Origin of the sequence: Anaerococcus sp. Marseille-Q5996 (genome assembly GCF_946893725.1) — a bacterium.
GTDB classification, from domain to species: domain Bacteria; phylum Bacillota; class Clostridia; order Tissierellales; family Peptoniphilaceae; genus Anaerococcus; species Anaerococcus martiniensis.
Map to the genome: position 1 here is coordinate 221,432 of NZ_CAMPPE010000001.1, position 26,159 is coordinate 247,590.

Genomic DNA, 26,159 nt, shown 5'->3' on the forward strand with positions numbered 1-26,159 from the left:
GAAAACGTTGTTATAATATAGGAGGTAGATATGACTTTATATGGTCAATTATTAGAACGACAAAAAGAACAAGACTCTATCAGAGTAGGTGTAATCGGTGCTGGACAAATGGGAAGAGGAATGGTTGCTCAAATATCAACAATACCAGGTATGATTGTTACCGGTATCAGTGATTTAAATATTGATGCAGCAAACGCAGCGAAAGATGCATTCAATAGCTCATCTGAAGAAAAAGTTGAAATATTAACAACTACAGATTTTAAAGAAGTTATTAATAATGAAAATATAGATGTAATAGTAGAAGCAACTGGTGTTCCAGAAGTAGGAGCTAAGGTTTGTTTAGAATGCTTACTAGCACACAAAAATATAGTTTTGTTAAATGTAGAGATTGATATCACAATTGGATCTCTTATGCATAAACTATTTAAATCTGCTGGTCTAGTATATACAGGATCTGCTGGAGATGAGCCGGCTGAGGTAGTTTCTTTATATGAATTCGCAAAATCAATGGGAATGGAAGTATTGGTTGCAGGAAAAGGTAAAAATAATAAACTTAAAGTCCATGCCAATCCAGATACTGCAAAAGAAGAAGCTGAATCTAAAAATATGAATGCCCATATGCTTGCTGCATTCCAAGATGGTACAAAAACTATGGCTGAAATGAACTTATTATCTAATGCGATTGGTTTTAAGCCTGATATTAAGGGAATGCATGGAATTTCAGGGGACTTAGACTCTACGGTTGATCAATTAAGCACAAAAGAAGAAGGTGGAGTTTTAAGCCAATACGGAGTAGTAGAATACGTTGATGGTTTAGCACCTGGTGTATTTGTAATAGTAAAAGGACAAAATGAAGGTGTTGTTGAAGAGTTAAATTATCTTATGAAAAAAGGAGATAAAGATAGACATATTTTATACCGTCCATTCCATTTAGCATCACTAGAAACTCCATTAACTGTTGCAAAAGTTGCTTTAAACAATGATACTTCAATAGTTCCATTAGGGGTACCTGTATCTGATACAGTTGCATTTACAAAAAAAGACATCAAAAAAGGTGAAAAAATAGATGGTATAGGTGGTTATTGTGTAAGAGGTCTTTTAGAAACCCACGAGGAATGTTTAAAAGAAAACCATATACCTATTGGACTAATAGCCGGAAATACAATTGCAAAAGAAGATATACCTGCAGATTCATTCTTAACTTTGGATAATACAGAGCTCGATACAACAACTACTGTATATAAATTAAGAAAATTACAAGATGAATTTATTGGATAAAAATGATTAAAGAAGTCGTAATAATATTACTTTTTTTAGTCATATGCCAAGGGGTTTTAGGAATATATCAGTTAAAAAAATACGACAAATTTATAAAGAATCTACAAACCAAGTATCAAGGGTTGGATAGATATTACCTGCTTAGTGAAAGGGCAGGTGATAAATTCCAATCGTTAATCTTAATTGTAATAATGGATAGCTCATATAATATTATTGAAGCCTATTATTATTCAGGATATACAGTATTTTCAAGTTTTAAAAATATAAAAAGTATAGAAAATAAAAATATAAATGATCTTTTAAATAATAAAACGGGTTATAAAGATATAAGAAACTTAGACGTAGCCCTAGATAAAGTTAAGAACAAATATGATGTAATTTTAGGAGAGAAAGTTGTTAGTTAATTCAAAAAAAGCTTTAGAAATAGCGAAATTAGAAAAATTTGCAATACCATCAACAAACTTCATAGACAATAATTCAGCGAGGGTATATGTAAAAACAGCAGAAGAACAAAATCTACCATTGATACTATCTTATGCTCAATCACATGCTGATATACTATCATTAGAAGAAGCAGCTACATTTGGAAAATATTTAGCAGAAGCATCAAAAGCACCAGTAATACTACACCTAGATCATGGTCAAGATAAAGAGACTGTATTCAAAGCTATAGAACTAGGATTTAGTTCAGTAATGATAGATGCATCAAACGAAAGTTTTGAAGAAAATATAAAAATAACAAAAGAAATAGTAGACTACGCTCACAAACATGATATAACTGTAGAAGCAGAATTAGGTCATGTAGGTGCAAATGATACTTCAGAAGCGGCAGAAATAACAGATTCAATATACACAGAAGCAAAAGATGTAAAAGAATTTGTAGAAAAGACAGGCGTAGACTCATTAGCAATCTCAATAGGCACAGCCCATGGACTTTACAAAGGCGAACCAAAAATTAACTTTGAAAGACTAAAGGAGATAGATCAGCTTGTAGATATACCGCTGGTACTACACGGGGGTTCATCATCTGGAGATGAAAACTTAAACAGATGTGCCACAAATGGAATATCAAAAATAAATATTTACACAGACTTCATAACAGCAGCTTACAAAAAAATAAAAGAAGGAAACTTCGAAAACTATATTCAAATGAAAGAAGCCTCAGATAAGGCTATGAAAGAAGTCTTAGAGCACTATTACAAAGTATTCGAAACAAAAAGCATATGAGATAATAAGGAGAAATCAATGATTGAAAAAACAATAACAAAACCATTTTTCATCTTCAATCCAAAATCCTATCTATATGGGCAAGAACTATATGAACTCGTAGAAGTAGCCGAAGAATTAGCAGAAGAATACCAAGAAAAAATAACAATACTAGTAACAGGACCATTTGCAGACCTAGCAAACATGGTAAAAATAAGTAAAAAAGCAAAAATATCAGCCCAACATATGGATGGAATACAACTAGGTCGTGGCATGGGATATGTAACAGCAGAATCCCTATCAAATATAGGAGTAAAAGCAACATTCTTAAACCATGCAGAACACCAACAAAACCTAGCAGACCTAGCAAAATCCATAAAAAGAGCAAAAGAAAAACAAATATCAACCATAGTATGCGCTGACAGTCTAGAAGAAGCCAAAGCAATAGCAAAACTAAATCCAGACGTAATCCTATGTGAACCAACCGAATTGATAGGGACAGGCAAAGTAAGCGATGAAAGCTACATTAACCAAACCAACCAAGCAATAAGAGAAGTAAACAAAGACATCCTAGTAATGCAAGCAGCAGGAATCAGCACAGCAGAAGACGTATATAGAACAATAAAACTAGGAGCAGACGGAACAGGATGCACAAGTGGCATAGTAAAAGCCGAAAATCCAAAACAAATGCTAAAAGATATGGTAAAAGCATGTGTAAGAGCATACGAGGAGAGAAAATGACTTATATAAAAACACTAGAACTAAAGTCAACAGGAAAAGAAGCAAGCTACCTAAACATAACCGAAGAAGTAAAATCAGCAATATCAGAAAGCAAAATAGAAAACGGAATATGCGTAGTAGTAAGCCCTCACACAACCTGCTCAATCTTCTTTGAAGAATTCGCCCACGATAAGAATGAAAATGGTATCGAATCCCTACAAGAAGATTTAAACACAGTACTAAAAAAAATAATACCAGATCATGACAGCGCAGACATCTACGTATATCCAGGAGAAGAACACTACAAAGCAGTAGAATCATGGCCAAATGCATCAGATTATCTACCAAACGGAGACAGAACAGCCCTATGGAATGGAGATGCTCACTTAAAATCCACCATACTAGGATCAAGTGAGACATTTGTAGTAGAAAATGGCAAACTAGGAGTAGGGACTACAGGATACATCTATTTTGTAGACTTTGATACAACAAGATCTAGAGATAGAAAGTGTAAAGTTGTAATAATGGGTGATTAGTTCTCCCATTGTTCTAAAACGTAAGAAAACGTTATTTTAAGAAATGGAGCAAATATGAAATATATAGAATGGTTTGGGACCAACTTTATAGGTCTCTTTGAAGCAGGTGCAGAAGTTTTTAAAAGCTTCATGACAGGAATTATACCTTTATTAATCGTCTTGTTAACATTTACAAATGCGATCATCGCATTGATTGGGGCGGACAAGGTAGAAAATTGGGTTATTAAGAGATCTAATAATATATTTTTTAGATATACAATAATGCCAATATTAGCAGTCTTGCTATTAACAAACCCAATGTGTTATACATTTGGTAGATTTTTGAAAGAAGAACATAAGCCAGCATTTTATGATGCAACAGTAAGTTTTGTACATCCGGTTACTGGTATATTCCCTTATGCAAACGCTGGAGAGTTATTTGTATTCCTTGGTATTGCAGATGGAGTAGCAAAGGCAGGTTATAATCAGGGATCGCTTGCAGCTAGATACTTCATAGCTGGAATAATTGTAATATTTATTAGAGGAATTGTTACAGAAAGAATTACAAAATTTTTAACAAAAAGAAAAGTAGCTACTAGAGCTAGAGGTGTATAGTATGTCAAAATATAAATCAGTATTTGTAAATAAAGGACAAGGAGGTTGGGGTAAAGGACTAACTATAACTCCAACTGAGAATAAGAATAAAGTTATATCTGTAACTGGTGGAGGCATACATCCAACAGCAGCTAAAATAGCAGAATTATCTGGCGCGGAAGTAAGAGATGGATTTAAAGAATCAATTCCTGATGATGAAGTTATTTGTGCAGTAATAGACTGTGGAGGGACAGCAAGAATTGGTGTATATCCAATGAAAGGAATATTAACGGTCGATATACTTGCTTCATCACCTTCAGGTCCGTTAGCAAAACACATTAATGAAGAAAATTTTGTATCTGGTGTTAGACCACAGGATGTTAAAATTTTAGATACAGTTTCTAATGATGAAATAGATAGAAAAGAAAGCTACGAATCTAAAGATAATGAATCAATAAATAAAGAAAAATCCGAGATTTCTGAAGAAAAAACATTGTACACTAATAATAATCAAGGGAAAAAAGACTCTTTCATTCTTAGATTTTCTAAAGGCATAGGAAAAGTAATGGGAGTATTCTATCAAGCTGGTAGAGATACAATAGAAACAGTAATAAAAAATATCCTTCCTTTTATGGCATTTATTTCAATGCTTATAGGTATAATTAATTTTACAGGTTTAGGAGATGTAATTGCTAATCTAATAGCTCCTTTATCTAATTCTATATTAGGATTTTTAGTCATAGCATTTATTGCAAGCTTGCCATTTTTATCACCTATTTTAGGACCTGGTGCAGTTATAGCTCAGGTAGTAGGAGTATTAATAGGATCTCAAATAGCTACTGGAGCATTACCAGTTGGTTTTGCACTCCCAGCATTGTTTGCTATAAATGCACAAGTTGGTATGGACTTTATTCCAGTAGGTCTATCATTGGGTGAAGCAGAACCTGAAACAGTGGAAATTGGTGTTCCTGCTATACTTTACTCAAGACTAATAACCGGTGTTATTTCTGTTCTAATTGGATGGTTATTAAGTATCGGTATGTATTAAGACAAAAAAAGATGTTTAGTTTTCTAAACATCTTTTTAATTGTTTAAAAGCATGGCTAGACTATAGTCTATAATTAAATGATTTATGTAACCTTTTTCTAATAAAGGTAGTACAGATTCATATTTTTCTTCGCCAGATGCTACTACGACTACTTCATTAATTTTTTTAATATCTTCAATATTCAATCCGATAAACTTTTTAGTAAGGGGGGTCGTAATAGGGTTTAAATCTTTATCATAAAATGTAGTAACAATATCACCAACTGCCTTTTTTTCTTCTAATATTTTATCATCCTCAGCTTGTATATAATTTAGCCTCCTATATGTAGAACTTCTAATAGGATTACCAACTCCGATAAGAGCGATATCTACATTTTTTGCATTTTCTATTGATTGCCTAACCAATCTTGAATCCATTAATAGTTTTTTTTCATTTATATCCTCAGCTTTGACTGGAGAATAAAAGAACTTAGTTTTAGTAGAGTATTTTCTTGCAAGTGTAAAACATAGATGATTACAATGCAATGCTTCATTATCCATCTCAACCCCGCCTATTAGTGGAACTATTTCTTTAAAGTTAGTATTTATGTAGTTAGCATAATGTATAAATTCATACAGAGTTGTTCCAAAACCAAGTCCAATTGTTAAATTTTCTAATCTGCGATTTTCTATATATTGAGCACAAAGAATTCCTATTTCTTTTTTCGGATTGTCAGTTTGGGCGGGTGAAACAAACACGTTATCTAAATTATATTTTTTTTTAATGTTCATAGATAAAGAATGTGTATCGGAACCTAATTTTACTATTGATATTTTAACAATACCCTTATCTTTAGCTTCATTAAGCATACTAGCTATTGTAGGCCTAGATAAGTTTAATTCTCTAGCAATCTCAGTTTGAGTTAAATTTTCTTCGTAAAACATACTTGCAACTTTTATTAGTAAATCTATTCTGTGAGTCATAAATTACCTTTTCTCTTATTATAATTAATATTTTAACATACAAATTTATAAACATCAATTTAAAATTGTAAAATATATTTACAAATGTAAAAAAATGAAGTATTATAATATTAAAAGGAGAGTAATATGAAATTAAAAATTTTAGATATAGGGAAAATGGTTCCAGAATTTGAAGCTGAAAAACTATTTGTACTTTTTGGTAACTCAGCACCTCCAGAGCTTAGAGACATTAGTGTAATCATTGATTTTGAACGCAATGATGATGGCATCTATTTTAAGGAAGGTAGTAAGTTAATTATATCAAATCAAGAATATGAAATCACTGAAGTTGGTAATATGGCTAATTCAAACTTTCATGAATTAGGACATTTATCAATTTATTTAAACAAAGACATGGAAACGCTTCCTGGGGCTGTACATGCTGTTCCTGATGTATTTCCAGAGTTTAATGTTGGTGATGAAATAGAAATTATTTACTAACTCATTAAAGAATGAGTGTTATATACAGAAATAGCAAACTTAGTTTGTTTCTTAATAAGTGATCGTTCATCATATATCCATGGAGTTACTATAAATGTAGCCGGTGGAAAAACTAGGGGTTAATATGAATTTACTGATAGATGATGCAAATATAGAGAACATAAAATATCTATACGAATATTTTCCAGTATCTGGGGTTACAACTAATCCCAGTATACTTTTTAAAAATAAAAAAGACCCTATAGAAACTTTAACAGAAATTAGAGAATTTATTGGGGATGACCAGCTCCATATTCAAGCCTTATCTGACAAAGCTGATGATATTGTAAAAGAAGCTAGGCTTTTAAAAGAAAAATTTGGGGAAAATACTTTTATAAAAGTCCCTACTAATAAAGAAGGTTTAAAAGCTATGAGTCTATTGAAAAATGAAAATACTAAGATAACAGCAACAGCAATTTATAGCCCAACTCAGGCCTTTTTAGCATCTTTGGCTGGCGCGGATTACCTAGCACCATATGTAAATAGGATTGATAATTTAGGATATGATGGCATTGAAACAACGGTTAAAATTCAAAATATTTTAGATGAGACTAATCCAGATGCAAAAGTTCTAGCAGCTAGTTTTAAAAATACAAATCAAGTTTTAAAATTGGCAGAATATGGGATAGACACAGCAACTTGCTCTTATGAAGTGTTTGAGAAATTTATAGATGATAGCAATATCAATAAGGCTGTGGATGCTTTTGTAAATGATTTTAAATCAATAAATGAAAGCAAAATATCTTGGCTTGATTATTTTAAATAGATTGTTTACGTTTTCTTATAAATCCTATCATGGTATAATAATCATAGAATCTTTTTAAAGGAGTTTGATTATGAAATTTTTCTTAGATACTGCAAATGTTGATGAAATTAAAAGAATCAATGACCTTGGTCTTGTAGATGGGGTTACTACTAATCCGTCTTTAATCAAAAAAGAGGGGCGTGATTTTAAAGAGGTTATTTCTGAAATTACTGAATTAATTGATGGACCTGTTTCTGCTGAGGTAACTAGTTATGATTATGAAGGTATGGTAGAGCAAGCTCGTGATCTTGCTAAATGGGCGGATAATGTTGTCGTAAAAATTCCTATGACTGAAGATGGCCTAAAGGCTATCCATACTTTAAGCAAAGAGGGGATTAAAACTAACTGTACATTGATTTTCTCTGTTTCTCAAGGAATTATGGCTATGAAAGCTGGAGCTACTTTCATATCTCCATTTATGGGTAGAGTGGATGATATGGGTGAAGATGGGGCTCAGTTAATTGCTGAACTTCGTGATGTTATTGATATTTACGGTTATGAGTCAGAAATTATTGCTGCAAGTATCAGACACATCAACCACCTTGAAAAAGCTGCCCTAGCTGGTGCTCACATTGCGACTATCCCTGGTTCTCTATTTGAAAAATTATGGACACATCCACTTACAACTGCTGGAATTGATGCATTTGTAAAAGACTGGGATGCTTTTGAGGCTAGAAATAAATAAGAAATTTTGGGTGGGTCTTTTGGCCCTCCCTCTTTTTTATTTGACTACATAAGGGTATAAAGTTAGTAACTTGTATAAAGGAGAGATTATGTTTAATAAAAATGATGAACGTGCAATTAGTGCCATTCGTGCACTTTCTATAGCTCAAATTGAGGCTGCCAATAGTGGTCACCCAGGGCTTCCTATGGGGGCTGCTCCTATGGCTTATGTTTTATGGAATAAATTTTTAAAGGCAAATCCTAAAAATGCTAACTGGTTTAACCGTGATAGATTTGTTTTATCAGCAGGCCATGGTTCTTCTATGCTTTATTCTTTATTACATTTAGCAGGATATGATTTGAGTATTAATGATTTAAAAGACTTTAGGCAGTTAGGTGCAAAAGCAGCAGGTCACCCAGAGCGCGGACACATCGAAGGTGTGGAAGTAACTACAGGCCCACTTGGTCAAGGATTTGCCCAAGCTGTAGGTATTGCTATGGCAGAAAAACATTTGGCAGCAATATATAACAAGAATGATGCCCAAATTATTGACCATTACACTTACGTACTTTGTGGTGATGGCGACCTAATGGAAGGAATTTCTTATGAGTCAATGAGCCTTGCAGGTCATTTAAATCTTTCAAAATTAATCGTGCTTTACGATTCAAATGACATTTGCCTAGATGGAGCTACAAATACAACTTTCTCAGAAGATATTCAAAAACGTGCTGAGTCTTTAAATTGGAATTACATTAAGGTAGAAGATGGTAAGGATCTTGATCAGATTTATGAAGCTATAAGCCATGCTAAAGGCAATTTCCAAGGACCAACTCTTATCGAAGTAAAAACAATTATTGGATATGGTTCAACCAAGCAAGGAACAAACAAAGTTCACGGGGCGCCAATTGGTGAAGAAGATTTCCTAAAGGCAAAAGAAATCTACGAATGGACTGAAGATGACTTTAATGTTCCAGATGACATTTATGAAACTTTTGCTGATGGCATTGCTAGAACAGGTGAAGAAGAAAACCAAAAATGGGATGAGCTTTTAAAAACCTATGAAGAAAAATACCCAGAAGATCACAAAAATCTAATGGCTGGTATAAACCGCGAATTGCCTGAAAACTTTATGGATGAAGTTAAAAAATATTCTTCAGATGATAAAGCAATCGCAACTCGTGCCTCAAATGGGGAAATAATCCAAGACCTTGCAAAAATTAATCCAAACTTCTGGGGTGGATCTGCAGATTTATTCTCATCAAATAAAACAAATATCAAAGATACAGTAGCTTTTACAGACAGAACTCCAGAAGGACGCAATGTTTGGTATGGTGTGCGTGAATTTGCTATGGCAGCAATAGGAAATGGTATTATTGCCCACGGCGGAACATGGCATCACGTTTCAACATTCTTTGTATTTACAGATTATCTAAAACCAGCTATCAGATTATCTGCATTATCAAAACTACCACTAACCTATGTAATGACTCACGATTCAATAGCTGTTGGTGAAGATGGTCCAACCCATGAGCCAATCGAACAACTAGCTATGATTAGATCTATTCCAGATGCAATTATGCTAAGACCAGCAGATGCAAATGAAACAAGACTTGCTTGGAAACTTGCACTTGAGTCAAAAGAAAAACCAGTTGTAATGGCTCTTACTCGTCAAAATGTAGGAAACCTAAAAGAAACTGAAAATCTAACAGACATCAACAAGGGTGCATATGTAATCTCTGATAGTGAAGGAGATGCTGATGCAATAATTATTGCAACAGGTTCAGAAGTAGAACTTGCCCTAGAAGCTAAGAAATTATTAGCAGAAAATGGAAAAAACATCCGTGTAGTTTCAATGCCATCTATGGAATTATTTAGAGACCAAGATGAAGCTTACAAAGAAGAAGTTTTACCAAAAGAAGTTACAAACAGAATCTCTCTTGAAATGGGATCTACTTTTGGCTGGGCAGAATGGACTGGTACAGATGGATTAAATATCGGTATTGATAAATTTGGCCAATCTGGAAAAGGTGATGAAGTAACAGCAGAGTACGGATTTACTCCAGAAAAAGTAGTTCAAAAAATTAATGAAAAATATTTTAACTAGAAATATTAATTAATAAACTATATCCTCAAATTAATGCAATTTGGGGATTTTTTGTTTTATTTGCAAGTTTTTATGATATTATATTAATTAGATAAATAGAAATGAGGAATTGATGCAAAAAGAGAAAAATTTATGGGATTTATTTAAGTCAACCCTTTATCTATCAGCCTTTACCTTTGGTGGGGGATATGTGATTTTATCCCTAATGAAGGAAACTTTTGTAGAAAAATTAGGATGGATTAGCAAGGAAGAAATGCTAGATATGACAGCTATTGCCCAATCAGCACCAGGAGCAGTTGCGGTTAATGCTGCAGTTGTCGTAGGATTTGAAACACTTGGCTTACCGGGTATGCTTGTTGCAATCTTAGGAACAATTATCCCGCCACTTATAATAATTTCTTTAATATCAATAGCCTATCAAGCTTTTATAACAAATCGATATATTGCCTTGTTTTTAAAGGGTATGCAGGCTGGGGTGGGGGCTTTGATTATAAAAGTTGTAATCGATATGGCCAAAGATTTACTAAAGACAAAGTCAAAAATTATCCCACTTATAATGATCTTAGCATTTATTTTAGGATTTTTCTTTGATGTAAATGTTGTTTATATTATTGCAACTTTAATTGTAATTGGCGTAATTTATACATTTGTGAAAAGAGGTCAAGATGCTGATTAAATTATTTATAAGTTTTCTAAAAATTGGTCTTTTTTCTTTTGGTGGAGGCTACGCAGCCTTGCCCATAATCCAAGAAGAAGTAGTAGATTTAAATAATTGGCTGACCTTAAGTGAATTTAACGATCTTATTACCATCTCCCAAATGACACCGGGACCTATCGCAATAAATTCTGCAACTTTTGTCGGCACGAGATTGGCAGGATTTCCTGGAGCCTTGGCAGCAACCCTAGGATGTGTTTTGCCTTCAGCAATTATTGTCGGTACAATTTCCTATTTTTACAAAAAATATAAGAATCTCGATGCTATGACCAATATCCTTTATTTTTTAAGGCCTGCAATTGTCTCAATGATTTTGATAGCAGGTGTTCAAATCCTAAGAACTGCATTTTTTGATACAAATGCAATTGCCATTTCAAATTTGGATTATTTGATGCTAATCATTTTTGCTGCAGCACTTTTTGCTATGTATAAATTTAAAACTGACCCCATAAAAATAATGCTAGCAAGTGGGGCAGTCTACCTACTCATTTCTCTAGTGATTTTTTAAGGAGATTTTATGCTGGAAATATTTAAAGAAAAGAAAACTGCAATACTTTTTACCCTTTTTGCCATGCTTTTGTGGGGGTCAGCTGTTCCAACCATAAAAACAACCTATGCCGAAATGAATGTTAGCTCATCTGATACGGGTGCACAAATTTTGATAGCAGGCATAAGATTTTTCCTGGCAGGTCTTTTGGGTTTTGTATATTACCTGACAGTCAATAAAAATAGGGTAAATAAAAAAACAATCGATTGGAAGTATATTATTATTCTTTCCCTTATCCAAACCTTTGTACAATACTTGATTTATTATATAGGAATGATAAATACAAGTGGTATAAAAGCATCCATAATCCAGGCCATGAACTCATTCATAGTTGTAATCTTATCGGCAATTATGCTGCCAAGTGAAAAAATAAATAATACGACAATTTTTGCAATAGTTCTAGGAACTTTTGGAATTGTAATTGCAAATGGTGGATTTGGCAATATTGGCACTGGATTTACCCTACTTGGCGAAGGATTTATCCTAATAGCGACTACATTTAATGCACTTTCGGCAGTTTATGTCAGAAAATACGGGGCAAATCAAAATGAATTTTTTGTAACAGCAGCACAATTTGTAATGGGATCTATACCCCTAATCATAATTGGCCTGATGATGAATAAAACAAATCTTGTATTTACTCCCCTTGCAATAATTTTGCTAATCTATGGAGCCTTTATTTCAGCAACTGCCTATGTAATTTGGAACACTGTTTTAAAATACCATCCAGCTGGAGAAATGGGCATGTACAAATTATTCATCCCAATATTTGGATCTATGCTTTCGGTATTAATTCTAAATGAAAGCTTTACTATAAATCTTTTAATAGGTCTAATATTGGTGATTTTTGGATCACTAATTTTAAATATCAATAAAAAATACATCAGAAGAAAAAATTAGATTTTAAAAGCTCTACCTGGCAATATCAAGTAGAGCTTTATTTTTTTATTTTATAAAATCACTTAGTTTTACAAAAACAGGCATACCATTTTCATAATTTTGCTCAACACTTCCTTCTATTAAGGGTAGGGTGTAGGCTGTAATTTTTTCTGCCAAAGTTTTTTTATCAGCAAGCCAATCCTGTGGAACTTTCATTTCATTATTGGCAATTTTGTCTGGACTTACAGATTCGTAGTAAACTTCATATTCATTTGTATCTTTTCTTTTTAGTACAGGGACAAGATTTGTATTGTCTATGCCAAGTTTAGCGGCCATATATCCTAGTTTAAAGGCTTCATCTGCATCTGTTTTGCTAATTAGATTGCTTGTTCTTTGGACAATAGAAAGTTCTACTGCACGAGATTTGATTTCAAGTTTATTTCTGACCAAATCTGCTAGCCTACTAGCAACTCCTGATACGATTTTGTGGCCAAAGGCATCGTTTTGGTTGGAGAATCTTTCTTCATCTAATTTATTGTCTTTATCCCTAAAACCTTCTGCTAGGGCAACTATGAGGTTGTTTTCATATTTTAAAGCTTCTTTTATTTCATCAAATACTTGGTCCAAGGATTTTTTATCCTCTGGCATATAAACAAGATTTACAACTTTCTTGTCTATCCCATAATTTGCACTAAGGGCTGAAGCAGCAAGCCATCCAGCGTGCCTACCCATGATTTCTACAAAGGTAACTGATTTTAAATCATAAATGTCAACATCAGTTCTAAGAGTTCTTAAGGTTGTTCCTATGTATTTTGCTGCAGATCCAAATCCCGGAGAATGATCCATGCCCATTAGGTCATTGTCAATAGTCTTTGGGCAACCCATAATATTTATATCAGCGATGTTATTGTCTTTCATATAGTTATTAAGCTTCATAACCGTATCCATAGAGTCATTTCCACCTATGTAGACAAAAGTAGATATTTGATAAGCTTTCAAAGTTTCAAATATTTTCTCATAAATTTCATCATCAAAATTTGCTGGCAGCTTAAAACGGCAGGAACCTAAAATCGAAGATGGTCTAGCCATCAACTTTGCTTTTATATTTTCACTTGCATATTTATCCTTATCCACCTCAGCAATTTCACCATTAATTATCCCCTCAATGCCATGAAGACTTAAATAAATCTTATCAAAATCATTTTCAATCCCAGCAGAAATCACTCCAGCAAGGGAAGAATTAATAACACTAGTAGGACCACCAGACTGAGCAACTATAATATTCATTTATTATTCTCCTTATTTTCTAATACTATTACCTTACTATATTTTTTGTGTTTTATCTTAATAACTATTAAATCCATAAAAAAACTAGCTTATCAAGCTAGCTTTTATATTTGACTTAAAAAATCAAATATTTTTTCATAATAAATTTCTGCATCATAAAGTTTGCTTTCGGCATGTCCTGCGCCTTTTGCTATATGTATATCTTTTTTGCCATTGTGGGCTTGGTATAGTTTTTCGCACATTTTGACTGGGACTAGGCGGTCTTTTGCTCCGTTTATAAAGAGGGTGGGGATTTTTGTTTTTTGCATTGATTCTATATTTGATTTGAATAAATCGGCACCAATTACTGGTTTTATGAACAAATTTGCAAGAATACCTATGGGTTTGGTCAAAAATTTTAGTCTTTTTGGAAATTGGTTGGCATACATTTCAAAATAGCTGGTATAACCGCAATCTTCCACACAGGCGATGACATCTTTTGGATTCTCTCCTACTAAAAACATGGCACTTGCAGCTCCTAATGATTCGCCTTGCAAAACTATTTTGGCATCTGGAAAAGAAGATTTTATCCACTTTATCCGTGCTTTTATATCTTCTTTTTCCTTGATACCATAGGTTGTAAATATTCCCTCGCTATTTCCATGGCCCCTTAGATTTGGAGCAAGAATTGAAAATCCTCTTTTGTAATACTCGTCTGCTATGGTAAACATGGTTTTATTTGTTGCAGTGTATCCATGGATTAATATTGCCCAAAGATTTGTATTTTCTCCTAAAAGATAAGACCCGCCAAGTTTAGTATTGTCATATGATTTAATGAATACATCTTCCATGGAATTTGCATAGTCACTTAAGATTTTAAAAACCTTATCCCTATCTTCAAAATGGTGTTCGCCAGCGTGTTGGTCTATGTTTTCTTTTATATCTGGCCTATAGTCCATATTGCCCAACTTTGCATTTAGCCAAGTGTTTAATTTGGCAATATGGCTGGTGGTTACAAAAATTGCAGAAACTACAATAATTGCAAGTAATATTTTTATTATTTTCATAAGCCTCTCCCAAAGACTTAATTTAGTACAAATTTCTCCAAATAATCTGCTATCCCATCTTCATCATTGGATAAGGTAATATAGTCTGAGATTTCTTTTATTTTTTCTACTGCATTGCCCATGGCTACTCCTGTACCGGCAACTTCTATCATGGTTTCATCGTTTAGCTCATCACCAAAGGCAATTATATTTTCTTGGTCGATTCCATAATATTTTGCAATTTCTAAAAGACTAGCCCCTTTTGAAAGGCCTTTTGGCATGATTTCATAATAAAATCTTTGGCTTCTTACTTGGGCAGTGTGCTGTCCGTAAGTATCTATCAAAAATTCTAGGTGTTGTTCAAGTATTTCTGGATCATTGGCAAAAATAATTTTGTTTGGACCAAAATCTAAATTTTCGCGAAGTCCTTCTATTGCTTCTGTCTCAACTTTTAATAAATCTCTTTCAACATCCAAATATTTATTTTCAGAATCAGAAATAATCTTATCCCCACTTGGGATAATTATTTCAAGAGGCAAATCCTTGGTAGCGGCTAAAATTTCCTTTGCCAAATCTAAGTCCAATGTATGATTTGAAATAACTTCGCCAGTTTTAAAATTTGTTATGGATCCTCCATTATAGTTTGAAAGCAGTCCTCCATATTTTTCAAATTCTAATTCTTTTGCAAGATATCTTACTCCTGATGTTGGACGTCCAGAAACTATTGCCACTTTGTGGCCGGCTTCTCCAGCCCTTATCAAAGATTCTTTAGTTTTTGGGGAAATTTCATTTTTGCTATTTAAAAGCGTCCCATCTACATCTACTGCAATTAATTTCATATATTAACCTTATTTAGCTTCGATTAACTCATCACCATGATTTACATTGCCAGTTTTTAGGACAGAAATTTCATAATTATCTGGATTTGTAATTATAACTGGTGATTGGGTTGATTTTCCATTTGCTTTGATTTGTTCAATATCAAATCCTAAAAGTAAATCGCCTTTTTTGACATTTTGATCTTGGATAACTTTTACATCAAATGGTCCACCTTGAAGCTCAACTGTATCAAGGCCAATATGAATTAAAATTTCTAGGCCACTTGTAGATGTAATACCAAGTGCATGACCTGTATCAGCTACCATTGAAATATTTCCATCTACTGGTGCATAAAGTTTACCCTCAGATGGTATAATCATAGTCCCTTTACCTACAATTTCCTGAGCAAAAACTGGGTCTTCGCATTCGCTTATATTTTTTGCCTCACCTGTCATTGGTGCATAAACTATATTTTCATTTGTATTTGTGTTTTCGTTATTATTTGTCTTGAATATATCAAAAAGTCCCATAATTTCCTCCTTATGTGCTTAACTTTTTTATATTATACCCATTATTATTATAGGATTTATAGCATAAAAATATTGATTTGTAACATATGTTACCGATTTTTTAAAAAATCTATCCTATAATAGGATTGTAGGAAATACTAATACTTGAATTTCAAAAAGGAGTAATATATGTTTTGTTACCAATGTCAAGAAACAGCAAAAAATGAAGGATGTACTATCCAAGGTGTTTGTGGTAAAAAAGAAGATACTGCAAATAGCCAAGACTTATTAATATATGTAACAAAAGGACTTGCTGAAGTTGCTAATAGACTAGGCGAGGACAATGAAAAAGTTTATGAAAAAATTTCAAAAAACTTATTCGTAACAATTACAAATGCAAACTTTGATACAGAAGCTATCTTTAAAATAGTTAAAGAAACAATCAAAATGAAAGATGAACTTTTAGAAAAAATTGAAGATAAAGAAGGTCTATCAGACTTTGCTCTTTTCTCAACAATGGATGATAGCGAATTAGAAAAAAAAGCTATAGAAGTTGGCGTTTTAAATATCTTAAATGAAGACGAAAGATCTCTTACAGAACTAACTACATACGGTCTAAAAGGCATGGCTGCTTATAACCACCACGCAAATGTCCTAGGATATAAAGATGTGGAAGTTGATAGATTTATCGCTAAAGCACTTGAAGAAACAACAAAAGCTGATAAAGAAATTCCAAATCTAATCGATCTTGTAATGGCAACTGGTGAACACGGTGTAAAAGCTATGGCTCTTTTAGATAAGGCAAATACAACAAGCTACGGTCACCCAGAAATAACAGAAGTAGACTATTCTGCAGGCAATAAACCAGGAATCCTTATTTCAGGCCACGACTTACACGATATGAAAATGCTACTTGAACAAAGTAAGGATAGCGGGGTAGAAATCTATACTCACTCAGAAATGCTACCTGCAAACTACTATCCAGAATTTAAACAATACGACCACTTCCACGGAAATTATGGTTCATCTTGGTGGCACCAAAATGAAGAATTTGAAGCATTTAATGGTCCAATTCTTATGACAACAAACTGTATTGTACCAATGAAAAAAGACAATACTTACCAAGATAAGATGTTTACATCTGGCCAAGCAGGTTACCCAGGTTGCAAACACATCGAAGCTGATGAAAATGGCTACAAAGATTTTTCAGAAATTATCGAACTTGCTAAAACTTGTGAGGCTCCAACAAACCTTGAAGATTTAAAAGTAGTAGGTGGTTTTGCCCACAACCAAGTTATCCAATTAGCTGATAAAGTTGTAGAAGAAGTTAAAGCTGGAAATATCAAAAAATTCGTAGTAATGGGTGGATGTGACGGTAGATTTAAAGAAAGAAATTACTACTCAGAATTTGCCCAAGGTCTTCCAGAAGATCACGTAATTCTAACAGCTGGTTGTGCAAAATATAGATACAACAAATTAGGACTTGGAGATATAAATGGTATCCCAAGAGTACTTGATGCAGGTCAATGTAACGACTCATACTCACTAGTTCAAATTGCTCTTGCACTTAAAGATGCTTTTGGATTAGATGATATCAATGATTTACCAATCGAATACAATATTGCTTGGTATGAACAAAAAGCAGTAATAGTTTTACTAGCTTTACTAAGTCTAGGAGTAAAAAATATCCACCTAGGACCAACACTACCAGCATTTTTATCACCAACAGTTGTAGATTTCTTAGTAGAAAACTTTGGAATTTCACCAATTTCTACAGTAGAAGAAGACCTAGCAACAATGACAGCTTAATAAAATATATTAATCAGGTTCTAAAAAGGACCTGATTTTTTTATATATAAAAATTTTAAAAAATAATGTGCAACAAAATATGAAAACCTTTGCCATTTGTTAAAGATTTTACTATAATTAAAATGGAGGCGAAATTATGGATGATATGCAAAGGGAATTAATCAATATAGTTGGAGAAGATTCCACAAAGGCTATAGGATGCACAGAACCAGTGGCAGTTGCCTATGCAGCTAATATAGCTAGTGATTACATAAATAAAGAAGAAATTTCAAAAATAAATTTAAAAGTAAGTAAAAATATTTACAAAAATGGCAAAGCAGTAAAAATTCCAAATACGGGAGACCATGGCTTGGACCTAGCAGCTAGCCTTGGAGCCTTTACAAGCAAAACCGATAAGGCATTTTTGGTTTTTTCAAATCTAACTGATGATCAAATAAAAAAATCTAGAGAATTTGTAAATGCAAACAAAGTTAACTTAAATTACATAGACGATGTGCCAGACATCTACATAGAAGCAACAATTATTGCTAATAATGACCAAGTTACAAGTATCATTTCACATTCTCACTCCCATATAAGCAAAATAATCAAAAATGGCAATGTTATTTTGGATAATCCATTTATAAAAAATAAAAATTCTGAATTTTCTATTAAGAATATGACTTTTGCAGATTTAGAAAAAATTGTAAGAGACATGGACATAAATGAAATTGACTTTGTATTAGAAGGTGTGGATGTAAACCTAAAGGCAGCCGAAGAAGGCCTAAAGGGCTATGGCTTGGGTATTGGCAAAAAGTTAAATGAGCTTAAGGAAAATAAAATTTTGCCTGATAATTTTATAAGTGAAACTAGGATTTTAACTGCAGCTGCAGCTGATATGCGTATGGGTGGCGGCCCACTTCCAATTATGACATCAGGTGGTAGTGGCAATCAAGGTGTAGGAATTATTTTGCCAGTCTATATGGTTGCAAAACACGAAAATTTGGATGATGAAATTTTAGCACGAGGCTTGTTTTTTGCTCATATAATCAATCGTTATGTAAAAGAATACGCAGGAAAACTTTGTGGAATCTGTGGTTGTGCCATTGGTGCGGCTATTGGTTCATCGGCAGCCATTGCCTTTATGCTAGGTGGTGGACAAAAAGAAATTGCGGGGGCTTGTACAAATATTTTTGCAAATCTAACTGGCATGCTTTGTGATGGAGCCAAGGAATCTTGTTCTATGAAGCTATCTACCAGCGCAGAGGAAGCGATAATTGCAGCTTATCTTTCACTAAATGGTGTTGTAAGTGAAGCAAATGTTGGTGTAGTAGGAGAAAACATTGAACAGACCATTGCAAATATCGGCAAACTCGCCCACCAAGGTTTTAAGTCAGCAGACAAGACCATCCTTGAGATAATTGATAAATAAAATAAAAGACGCATTGAAAAATATTGCGTCTTTTTTTATACTTAAATTGAGGTGAAATATGAATTTAAGAGAAATATCTATATTTAAAGACTTATCCGATGAAGATTTAAAAAAAATAACTCAGAAAACAAGATTTGAAGAAAAAATATATCAAAAAGATTCACAAATATTTACCGTAGGCGAAGTAACAGGAGCAATGTATTACCTCCTAGAAGGTAGTATTTTAGTCTATAAAATCGATCCAAATGGCAAAAGATTTATAATTAGAAAATTTAATACGCCAGCCATATTTGGAGAAGTTTACTCGTATTTTGACGAGCCCTTTGATTTTTCTGCCCAAGCAGAAACTGACTCCAAAGTCCTAGTAATCCATGATTTTAAGAAACTTTTTACAGATGACACTCCCAAAGATTTTTTAATTGCCTATACCAATGTAGTTTCAAGAAAATGCTTGCAATTAAGTAGATCCAATCAAATTACCTCTCAGTCAACCCTAAGGCAAAAAATTGCTAAATATTTAATAACCAACGAAGAAAATGGACTTGTAAAAACAAATTTGTCTCGCGAAGAGTGGGCAGATATTTTGGCAACAACAAGACCCTCACTTTCTCGTGAACTTTCAAAAATGACAGATGATGGATTGATTGAAATTAAAAATAAGACAATCAAAATACTAAATAAATCTGATTTTGCAGATATTATTTAATAATTATTTAGAATAAAGATTTATTTATAGTTTTTTATCCTAGTAATAGGTGCGATTTAAGAATAAAAATAAAAAATTTTTTATTTTTAAAAATTGTAGTATAATTATCCCTGAATTGAAAAAAGGGAGAGTTTATGAAAAATAAAAAATATTTATCACTAGCTTTGATTTTAGCCTTATCTGCACCACTTGCAGCTTGTGGCAATACTCATACAGCAGAAGAAAAGCCAGCAAACGAAGCAAGCGAAGAAGTAAAAGAAGCTGAAAAAACAGAAGATGTAGCAGTAGAACCAGAACCAGCTAATGAAATAGAAAACAAAGAATCTGGAGACAAAGGCATCTATGATTTAGAATTTGGATATTTACCAGAAAACTTTGTAGAAAACTTCAAAGATGAAAAAAATGATTTAAGAACTGTAGAATATATGGCAGAAAACAATCCTGCTAAAAAAATTACAATTCAAATCACACCAAAAGATGAAAGATTAGAAGAAATTGTAACAATTCCAGATGATGCAGAGGAAATCACAATTGGCGAAAATACAGGCAAATTCTGGGATGATGGATCATTTAATTACATCGTAATCAAAGACGGCCAAAATCATATCTACACAAGAAGTACTCTTGAAAAAGAAGAAGCTGTAAAAGTTATTGAAGAAATAAAATAAAGTTGTAAAATTACTCTTAAGAAGCAATTCTTAGGAGTTTTTTATTAGGAGTTAATATGTTAAATGCTTATTATATAATTTATTTTTTTATATATGCAATAATTGGTTGGGCCATGGAAGTTACATATAATGGAATTCGTCAGGGAAAATATATCAACTGTGGAGTTTTAAATGGCCCTTGGTGTCCCATTTATGGATTTGCAGCCATTTCTATCTTATTTATGTTGGGAAAGGTAAATACATATAGCAAATTGTTTTTATTTTTTGCATCCATGCTTGTGGCCTCAGTTATTGAACTAGTTACAGGATTTATATTAGAGAAAGTTTTTCACAAAAAATGGTGGGACTACACAGACAAAAAGCTTAATATAGGTGGCTATATTTGTGCAGAATATTCACTAATTTGGGGAGCCCTATGCTTTATCCTCTATGAAGCAATCCACCCAATGATAGTAAAATTTGTATCAGCCTTTCCAGTGAAGATATTAATAATTGTAAATATTATTATTGCTATAATTTTCCTTATAGACCTAATAGCAACAGTAAATACTATCTTAGGCATCAATAAGAAATTTAGAGAGATTGAAAAGTCAAAACAAAGACTAGGAGAAGTTACAACAGATATTGGAGAAAAAATTGCTCAAAGAGGTATAGAAAGAGCAGAAAAAACTAGTGAAAAACGCAAAGAATTTGATGAACGCAGCCAAGAATTTAAAAATAACTTACAAAAATATGGAGAAAAACGTCTACTAAAGGCCTTCCCAAATTTAATCCATGATTTGGAAGATAGGGGATATGATTTTGAAAATTTGAAAAATAAAATAAGTAAGAAATAATAAGCCGCCTTATGGCGGTTTTATTTTTTGATTTTTAACTTATAATTATAGTTAAGAAAGCAGGTAATTATGGATCCTATAAAAGTATATGTAGTTGAAGATGATGATGTTATTTTAAAGGCCTTAAAAAAGTTTTTGCAAAATTGGTCCTATGAAGTCCACGTTGCTGATGACTTTTCCTCAGTTTATGAAAAATTTTTAAAAGTAAATCCAGACTTGGTTTTGCTTGATGTTTCCTTGCCTTTTTTTAATGGTTATTATTGGTGTGAGCAGATTCGAAAATCATCTAATGTCCCTATAATTTTTATCTCTTCTGCAGATGAAAATTTAAATAAAATTATGGCCATGAATATGGGGGCTGATGATTATATTACAAAACCCTTTGATTTGGAACTGCTCCTTGCAAAGATAAAGGCAATTTTAAGACGCACTTTTGAATATAGTGAGTCTACTAATAATATTTCCTACAAGGATGTAATTATTGACAGGGATAGGATGCTTTTAAAATTTGCTAATGAGGAAATATCTTTATCAAAAAATGAGTATTTAGTTTTAGAAATGATGTTTGAATACCCGGAAAAAGTTTTTAGGCGTGAAGAATTTATGGATAAGATTTGGCAGACTGATGAATTTATAGACGATAATACTTTGACTGTAAATATTATGAGACTAAGAAAAAAACTAGAAGATATTGGCCTTAAAAATTTTATAAAAACCAAGAAAAAGGTGGGATATTATATTGAAAGAGATGTCTAAGTTTATAAAATTTCATAGCCATAATTTTATAATTTTTTTAATTTATATCCTAGCCTTATACGCAAGTATCTGGTTTGGCATAGATAAAAATTATATCTTGTATATTATTTTATTTTCATTTTTGATGTTTGCAATTTCTATGGTCCTATCATATTTTAGATTTAAAAACACTATCCAAGATTTAAATGACTGGGCTAAGGATACTTCCATAAAGAAACCTTATTTGATTAGGGATACAAAATTTGCTGAAAGAATGATAAGTATCCAAGAAGAAAATAAGCAAATATCAAATGCCTTTGAATTAAAGATGAAAGATTTTAAAGAATACATAAGCATTTGGACCCATCAAATCAAAACTCCCTTGTTCTCCCTAGATTTGATTTTAAATGATCATCCAGTCGATAGTCATGCTGCAAAAAATGAAGTTTTTGAAATTGAGGAATACATAAATAGTCTTTTGTCTTATATGAGACTGGAGTCACTTTCTACAGATTTTGTTTTTGAGCAGACTAGCCTTGATGAGCTTATAAATTCTTCGATAAAAAAATATGCCAAAGTCTTTATCCGAAAGAAAAATAAGGTTGATTTTAAAGCTAGCAAGCTAAAACTTACCACAGATAAAAAATGGTTTGGATTAATTCTAGATCAAATTTTGTCAAATGCTAATAAATACACTGATAAGGGAGAAATTTCTATTTATATAGAAGGGGAAAATCTAATAATCGAGGATACTGGCATTGGCATTAGAAAAGAAGATTTGCCTAGGGTTTTTGATAAGTCCTATACGGGATATAACGGGCGCATTTACAAAAAATCTACTGGTATTGGTTTAAATTTAGTAAAAACTGCAGCAGAAAATTTGTCCATAGATGTTAGCATAGAATCAAAAGTAGATGTAGGAACAAAAGTAATATTAAATCTAAGCCGAGTTTTAAACTAACAAATTGTCACTTTAAGCTAAAAATTGTTATTTTAATCGAGGGATTTTTATTTTTTTATCTTGTAATATATAGACAAAGATAAGAAAGGAAAGTGATAATATGTTATTAGAAGTATCAAATTTAGAAAAAATATATAAAACACGATTATCAGATAATGAGGTGCTTGCCCTTAATAATGTAAATTTTTCGGTAGAAGAAGGAGAATACATAGCTATAATGGGTGAGTCCGGATCAGGAAAAACTACCTTGCTTAACCTATTAGCTCTCTTAGATAAGCCTAGTAAAGGGAATATAGTTTTAGAAGGTAAAGACTTATCGACCATAAGTGATTCTGAGATTTCAAAATTTAGACGTGACCACCTAGGATTTGTATTCCAAGATTTTAACTTACTCGATACCCTTACTTTAAAAGAGAATATCCTCTTGCCTCTAATACTAGCAGAAGATGACCCCAAAAATTTTGATAAAAAACTCTTGCAAGTGGCTAAGCCACTAAGGATAGATGACATATTAAACAAATATCCATATGAAGTATCTGGAGGGCAAAAACAACGCTGCGCAGTAGCAAGGGCCCTTATTACAAATCCAAAATTACTCCTAGCAGATGAACCAACTGGTGCTTTGGATTCTAACTCTTCTAGGGAATTGATGGAAGTTTTCAAATACTTAAATAAAAATGGACAAACTGTAATAATGGTAACCCATTCCATCCAAGCAGCCTCTGAAGCAAAGAGAGTATTGTTTATCAAAGACGGTAAAATATTCCATGAACTATATAATTCTGCATTTTCAAAATATGAAATGGGCGAAAAGATTGCTGATACTATGCAAATGCTTCAAAGGGGTGAGATCAGATGAAATCACTCTACCAAAGACTAGCCATAGATGGAATCAAAAGGCATAAAAGGCTCTATATACCATTTATAGGTACAACAGTATTTTTCATAGTTTTAATAAATATATGCCTATCAATAAGTGCAGATCCATTGACAAAAAACTTTTTCGGACAAACAACCATAAGAACTTTGATGAATTTGGGTTCTATAATATTGTTGATATTTGCACTATTAACAATTTTGACCAACTATAATTTTATACAGAAAAATAAAGCGGAAGAATCTGCCCTATATTTGACTTTGGGTATGGAAAAAAAGCATTTGGTAAAAATCTATATCTATGAGTTAATTAACCTATATATAAAGTCAATAATTATTGGAACTATAATTTCAGCTATTATATATAAACTAGTTTTTGCCGGATTTTTGCAAATGCTAGACACAGATATGAATGTTCTAGAAACTGGGATATTTCCTACAATCCAGCCCCTCTTACTCACAGCCCTTATATTTTTTATAATATTTGCCTTATTATTAGCTAGGCAAATATTTAAAAGTAGGAACTTTAGCCCTATGTCTTTCAGATACCAAGCAAAAGCAGGGCAAAAAACTCCAAAATATCCAATAGCTACAGGTATATTTGGAATTTTGTGCATAGGGGCAGGTTATTATATCAGCCTTACAACGCAAAATCCCATGGATGCTTTCAAACTATTTTTCCTTGCCGTAATGCTAGTAATTGTAGGAACCTACGCAGCATTTTCGGTTATAGTATCAGGTGTACTAAAACTCCTTCAAAAAAACAAGAACTTTTATTATAAAAAATCCAATTTTACGGCAGTTTCTGGTCTTATATATAGGGTAAGGAATAGTGCCAAAACCCTTGCAAGCATTGCTATACTATCTACTATGGTAATCATAGTATTAACATCTGGTTTCTCCCTTTACTTTGCAACAAGTGAAGTCCAAGAACAAATGTTTGCAACTGACTATAAGTTGTCATTTCCAAATACCAATGACATTGATTTATTTAGGGATGAAGTAGATAGGATTTTAAAAGAAAATAATAAAACAGGACATATATGGACCTACGAGAGTGCAGTACTTCCAGTTGATAGGGATGGAACAAGCATAAAAAAGAAAATCACAGATGACCAATCTATGGATGGCAGTCAGATTGATATGGTATTTTTTGTCCTAGATCACGATTCAGCTTATGACTTTAAAGACAATGATGTTATTTTTTTACAAAGTAATGACAAAAGACAAATAGAAAAAATAGAGGGCATGGATTTAAAGATAAAAAGAGAATTGGCAGAAAAATATCCTACTCCTATATCCATAGCTGATATATCTATCAATGACAAAGACCAGCTTATCTTTAAGGATCCTAAAATATTTGAAAAAGTCATACGTGACTTTACCCCAAAATGGTATGGTGGTGGCTATGAAACTGTAAATAATGTCAATTTTGATGTAGAGGGAAACTATGATCCGTATTTAAGAGATAAATTATGGGATGAACTAAAAGACAATATGGATAATGATTGGTTTTCCTTACAAGATAGCCAAGTTGATAGAAATGACCTTCTAGCAGTATATGCCGGCATATTCTTTGTGGGTATTATCCTAGGCCTAGGATTTTTGGTATCCACAGTTCTTGCCATATACTATAAGCAACTTTCAGAAGGTATAGAAGATAAGGCAAGATTTAAAACAATGAGACAACTAGGTATGACAGACAGGGAAGCTAAAAAGTCAATTTCAAAACAAATGGGTCTGGTATTTTTCTTACCCCTAATATTTGCCTTCGCCCATTCATTATTTGCTATCCCTATCATAACTAAGTTTTTACAAATACTAAGTTTAAATAATGTTAGATTATATCTAATGTGTTTAATTTCTGTATTTATAGCCTATATCATTTTTTACCTACTAACATTTAAATCGACAGAAAAAACTTATAATGAGATAGTTTTAGAATAAAAAACTGCAGGACT

General features: G+C 32.6%; 28 protein-coding genes. 23 read left to right on the plus strand and 5 right to left on the minus strand.

Annotation, left to right across the window (positions count from 1 at the left end; all coding sequences use genetic code 11):
- Positions 1-30 precede the first annotated feature (30 nt).
- From OC526_RS01025 to OC526_RS01055, 7 genes are read left to right on the plus strand one after another with little or no spacing between them, the layout of a single operon-like run.
- On the plus strand, positions 31-1,278 hold the full coding sequence (locus OC526_RS01025; RefSeq protein WP_262121432.1) for an NAD(P)H-dependent oxidoreductase: 1,248 nt from the start codon (positions 31-33) through the stop codon (positions 1,276-1,278).
- 2 nt (positions 1,279-1,280) lie between these two features.
- Entirely contained in the window at positions 1,281-1,682 is a 402-nt protein-coding gene (locus OC526_RS01030) for a transcriptional regulator GutM (protein ID WP_262121434.1), read from the plus strand.
- A complete protein-coding gene (locus OC526_RS01035; RefSeq protein WP_262121436.1) occupies positions 1,672-2,505 on the plus strand; it encodes a ketose-bisphosphate aldolase in 834 nt (277 codons plus the stop codon). Before OC526_RS01030 ends, OC526_RS01035 begins: the two co-directional genes overlap by 11 nt.
- A gap of 18 nt (positions 2,506-2,523) precedes the next feature.
- Positions 2,524-3,225: a triose-phosphate isomerase gene (locus tag OC526_RS01040; RefSeq protein ID WP_262121439.1), complete on the plus strand. Its 702-nt coding sequence runs from the start codon at positions 2,524-2,526 to the stop codon at positions 3,223-3,225.
- Entirely contained in the window at positions 3,222-3,740 is a 519-nt protein-coding gene (locus tag OC526_RS01045; RefSeq protein WP_262121441.1) for a YjbQ family protein, read from the plus strand. The genes OC526_RS01040 and OC526_RS01045 overlap by 4 nt, the downstream gene beginning before the upstream one ends.
- A gap of 54 nt (positions 3,741-3,794) precedes the next feature.
- Positions 3,795-4,334, plus strand: a complete 540-nt coding sequence (locus OC526_RS01050) for a PTS glucitol/sorbitol transporter subunit IIC (protein ID WP_262121443.1) — start codon at positions 3,795-3,797, stop codon at positions 4,332-4,334.
- Between the two features lies 1 nt (position 4,335).
- Positions 4,336-5,361 carry a PTS glucitol/sorbitol transporter subunit IIB gene (locus tag OC526_RS01055; RefSeq protein WP_262121445.1) on the plus strand — a complete coding sequence of 342 codons (1,026 nt, stop codon included), beginning with the start codon at positions 4,336-4,338 and terminating at the stop codon, positions 5,359-5,361.
- Positions 5,362-5,396: 35 nt separating this feature from the next.
- On the opposite strand, the gene OC526_RS01060 is transcribed toward OC526_RS01055, so the two are convergent.
- Positions 5,397-6,323 (minus strand): sugar-binding transcriptional regulator, encoded by a 927-nt coding sequence (locus tag OC526_RS01060; RefSeq protein ID WP_262121447.1) that lies wholly within the window; start codon positions 6,321-6,323, stop codon positions 5,397-5,399.
- A gap of 126 nt (positions 6,324-6,449) precedes the next feature.
- Here OC526_RS01060 and OC526_RS01065 point away from each other — a divergent pair, with 126 nt between their 5' ends.
- The 7 genes from OC526_RS01065 (at position 6,450) to OC526_RS01095 (ending at position 12,577) form a co-directional block, all read left to right on the plus strand.
- The gene (locus OC526_RS01065) at positions 6,450-6,803 is read left to right on the plus strand and encodes a PTS glucitol/sorbitol transporter subunit IIA (protein WP_262121449.1); all 354 of its coding nucleotides are present in this window, start codon (positions 6,450-6,452) and stop codon (positions 6,801-6,803) included.
- Positions 6,804-6,927: 124 nt separating this feature from the next.
- Complete coding sequence (locus tag OC526_RS01070) at positions 6,928-7,608, plus strand: transaldolase family protein (RefSeq protein WP_262121451.1); 681 nt, start codon at positions 6,928-6,930, stop codon at positions 7,606-7,608.
- Positions 7,609-7,678: 70 nt separating this feature from the next.
- On the plus strand, positions 7,679-8,332 hold the full coding sequence (gene fsa, locus OC526_RS01075; RefSeq protein WP_262121453.1) for a fructose-6-phosphate aldolase: 654 nt from the start codon (positions 7,679-7,681) through the stop codon (positions 8,330-8,332).
- 88 nt (positions 8,333-8,420) lie between these two features.
- Positions 8,421-10,415, plus strand: coding sequence for a transketolase (tkt, locus tag OC526_RS01080; protein ID WP_262121456.1), 1,995 nt, complete (start codon positions 8,421-8,423; stop codon positions 10,413-10,415).
- 112 nt (positions 10,416-10,527) lie between these two features.
- A complete protein-coding gene (locus tag OC526_RS01085; RefSeq protein ID WP_262121458.1) occupies positions 10,528-11,091 on the plus strand; it encodes a chromate transporter in 564 nt (187 codons plus the stop codon).
- A complete protein-coding gene (locus tag OC526_RS01090; RefSeq protein ID WP_262121460.1) occupies positions 11,081-11,638 on the plus strand; it encodes a chromate transporter in 558 nt (185 codons plus the stop codon). The genes OC526_RS01085 and OC526_RS01090 overlap by 11 nt, the downstream gene beginning before the upstream one ends.
- Before the next feature lie 9 nt (positions 11,639-11,647).
- Positions 11,648-12,577: a DMT family transporter gene (locus OC526_RS01095; RefSeq protein ID WP_316043762.1), complete on the plus strand. Its 930-nt coding sequence runs from the start codon at positions 11,648-11,650 to the stop codon at positions 12,575-12,577.
- A gap of 45 nt (positions 12,578-12,622) precedes the next feature.
- Here the strand turns inward: OC526_RS01095 and OC526_RS01100 are convergent, their stop codons facing one another.
- The 4 genes from OC526_RS01100 to OC526_RS01115 form a co-directional block, all read right to left on the minus strand.
- The gene (locus tag OC526_RS01100; RefSeq protein WP_262121462.1) at positions 12,623-13,843 is read right to left on the minus strand and encodes a diphosphate--fructose-6-phosphate 1-phosphotransferase; all 1,221 of its coding nucleotides are present in this window, start codon (positions 13,841-13,843) and stop codon (positions 12,623-12,625) included.
- Between the two features lie 104 nt (positions 13,844-13,947).
- On the minus strand, positions 13,948-14,889 hold the full coding sequence (locus OC526_RS01105; RefSeq protein ID WP_262121464.1) for an alpha/beta hydrolase: 942 nt from the start codon (positions 14,887-14,889) through the stop codon (positions 13,948-13,950).
- Between the two features lie 17 nt (positions 14,890-14,906).
- Positions 14,907-15,707, minus strand: a complete 801-nt coding sequence (locus OC526_RS01110; RefSeq protein ID WP_262121466.1) for a Cof-type HAD-IIB family hydrolase — start codon at positions 15,705-15,707, stop codon at positions 14,907-14,909.
- Between the two features lie 9 nt (positions 15,708-15,716).
- Positions 15,717-16,217, minus strand: a complete 501-nt coding sequence (locus OC526_RS01115; RefSeq protein ID WP_262121468.1) for a PTS glucose transporter subunit IIA — start codon at positions 16,215-16,217, stop codon at positions 15,717-15,719.
- A gap of 168 nt (positions 16,218-16,385) precedes the next feature.
- Between OC526_RS01115 and hcp the strand changes: the two genes are divergently transcribed.
- From hcp to OC526_RS01160, 9 genes are all read left to right on the plus strand, one after another.
- Positions 16,386-18,005 carry a hydroxylamine reductase gene (hcp, locus tag OC526_RS01120; RefSeq protein WP_262121470.1) on the plus strand — a complete coding sequence of 540 codons (1,620 nt, stop codon included), beginning with the start codon at positions 16,386-16,388 and terminating at the stop codon, positions 18,003-18,005.
- Positions 18,006-18,141: 136 nt separating this feature from the next.
- Entirely contained in the window at positions 18,142-19,416 is a 1,275-nt protein-coding gene (locus OC526_RS01125; RefSeq protein ID WP_262121472.1) for a serine dehydratase subunit alpha family protein, read from the plus strand.
- A gap of 58 nt (positions 19,417-19,474) precedes the next feature.
- On the plus strand, positions 19,475-20,122 hold the full coding sequence (locus OC526_RS01130) for a Crp/Fnr family transcriptional regulator (protein WP_262121474.1): 648 nt from the start codon (positions 19,475-19,477) through the stop codon (positions 20,120-20,122).
- 134 nt (positions 20,123-20,256) lie between these two features.
- Entirely contained in the window at positions 20,257-20,790 is a 534-nt protein-coding gene (locus tag OC526_RS01135; RefSeq protein WP_262121476.1) for a DUF4367 domain-containing protein, read from the plus strand.
- Between the two features lie 56 nt (positions 20,791-20,846).
- The gene (locus tag OC526_RS01140) at positions 20,847-21,626 is read left to right on the plus strand and encodes a putative ABC transporter permease (RefSeq protein ID WP_262121477.1); all 780 of its coding nucleotides are present in this window, start codon (positions 20,847-20,849) and stop codon (positions 21,624-21,626) included.
- Positions 21,627-21,695: 69 nt separating this feature from the next.
- On the plus strand, positions 21,696-22,382 hold the full coding sequence (locus OC526_RS01145) for a response regulator transcription factor (RefSeq protein WP_262121479.1): 687 nt from the start codon (positions 21,696-21,698) through the stop codon (positions 22,380-22,382).
- A complete protein-coding gene (locus OC526_RS01150; RefSeq protein WP_262121962.1) occupies positions 22,375-23,322 on the plus strand; it encodes a sensor histidine kinase in 948 nt (315 codons plus the stop codon). Before OC526_RS01145 ends, OC526_RS01150 begins: the two co-directional genes overlap by 8 nt.
- A gap of 100 nt (positions 23,323-23,422) precedes the next feature.
- Positions 23,423-24,181, plus strand: coding sequence for an ABC transporter ATP-binding protein (locus OC526_RS01155; RefSeq protein ID WP_262121480.1), 759 nt, complete (start codon positions 23,423-23,425; stop codon positions 24,179-24,181).
- Positions 24,178-26,145 carry an ABC transporter permease gene (locus tag OC526_RS01160; RefSeq protein ID WP_262121482.1) on the plus strand — a complete coding sequence of 656 codons (1,968 nt, stop codon included), beginning with the start codon at positions 24,178-24,180 and terminating at the stop codon, positions 26,143-26,145. Before OC526_RS01155 ends, OC526_RS01160 begins: the two co-directional genes overlap by 4 nt.
- The last annotated feature ends 14 nt before the right edge of the window (positions 26,146-26,159 follow it).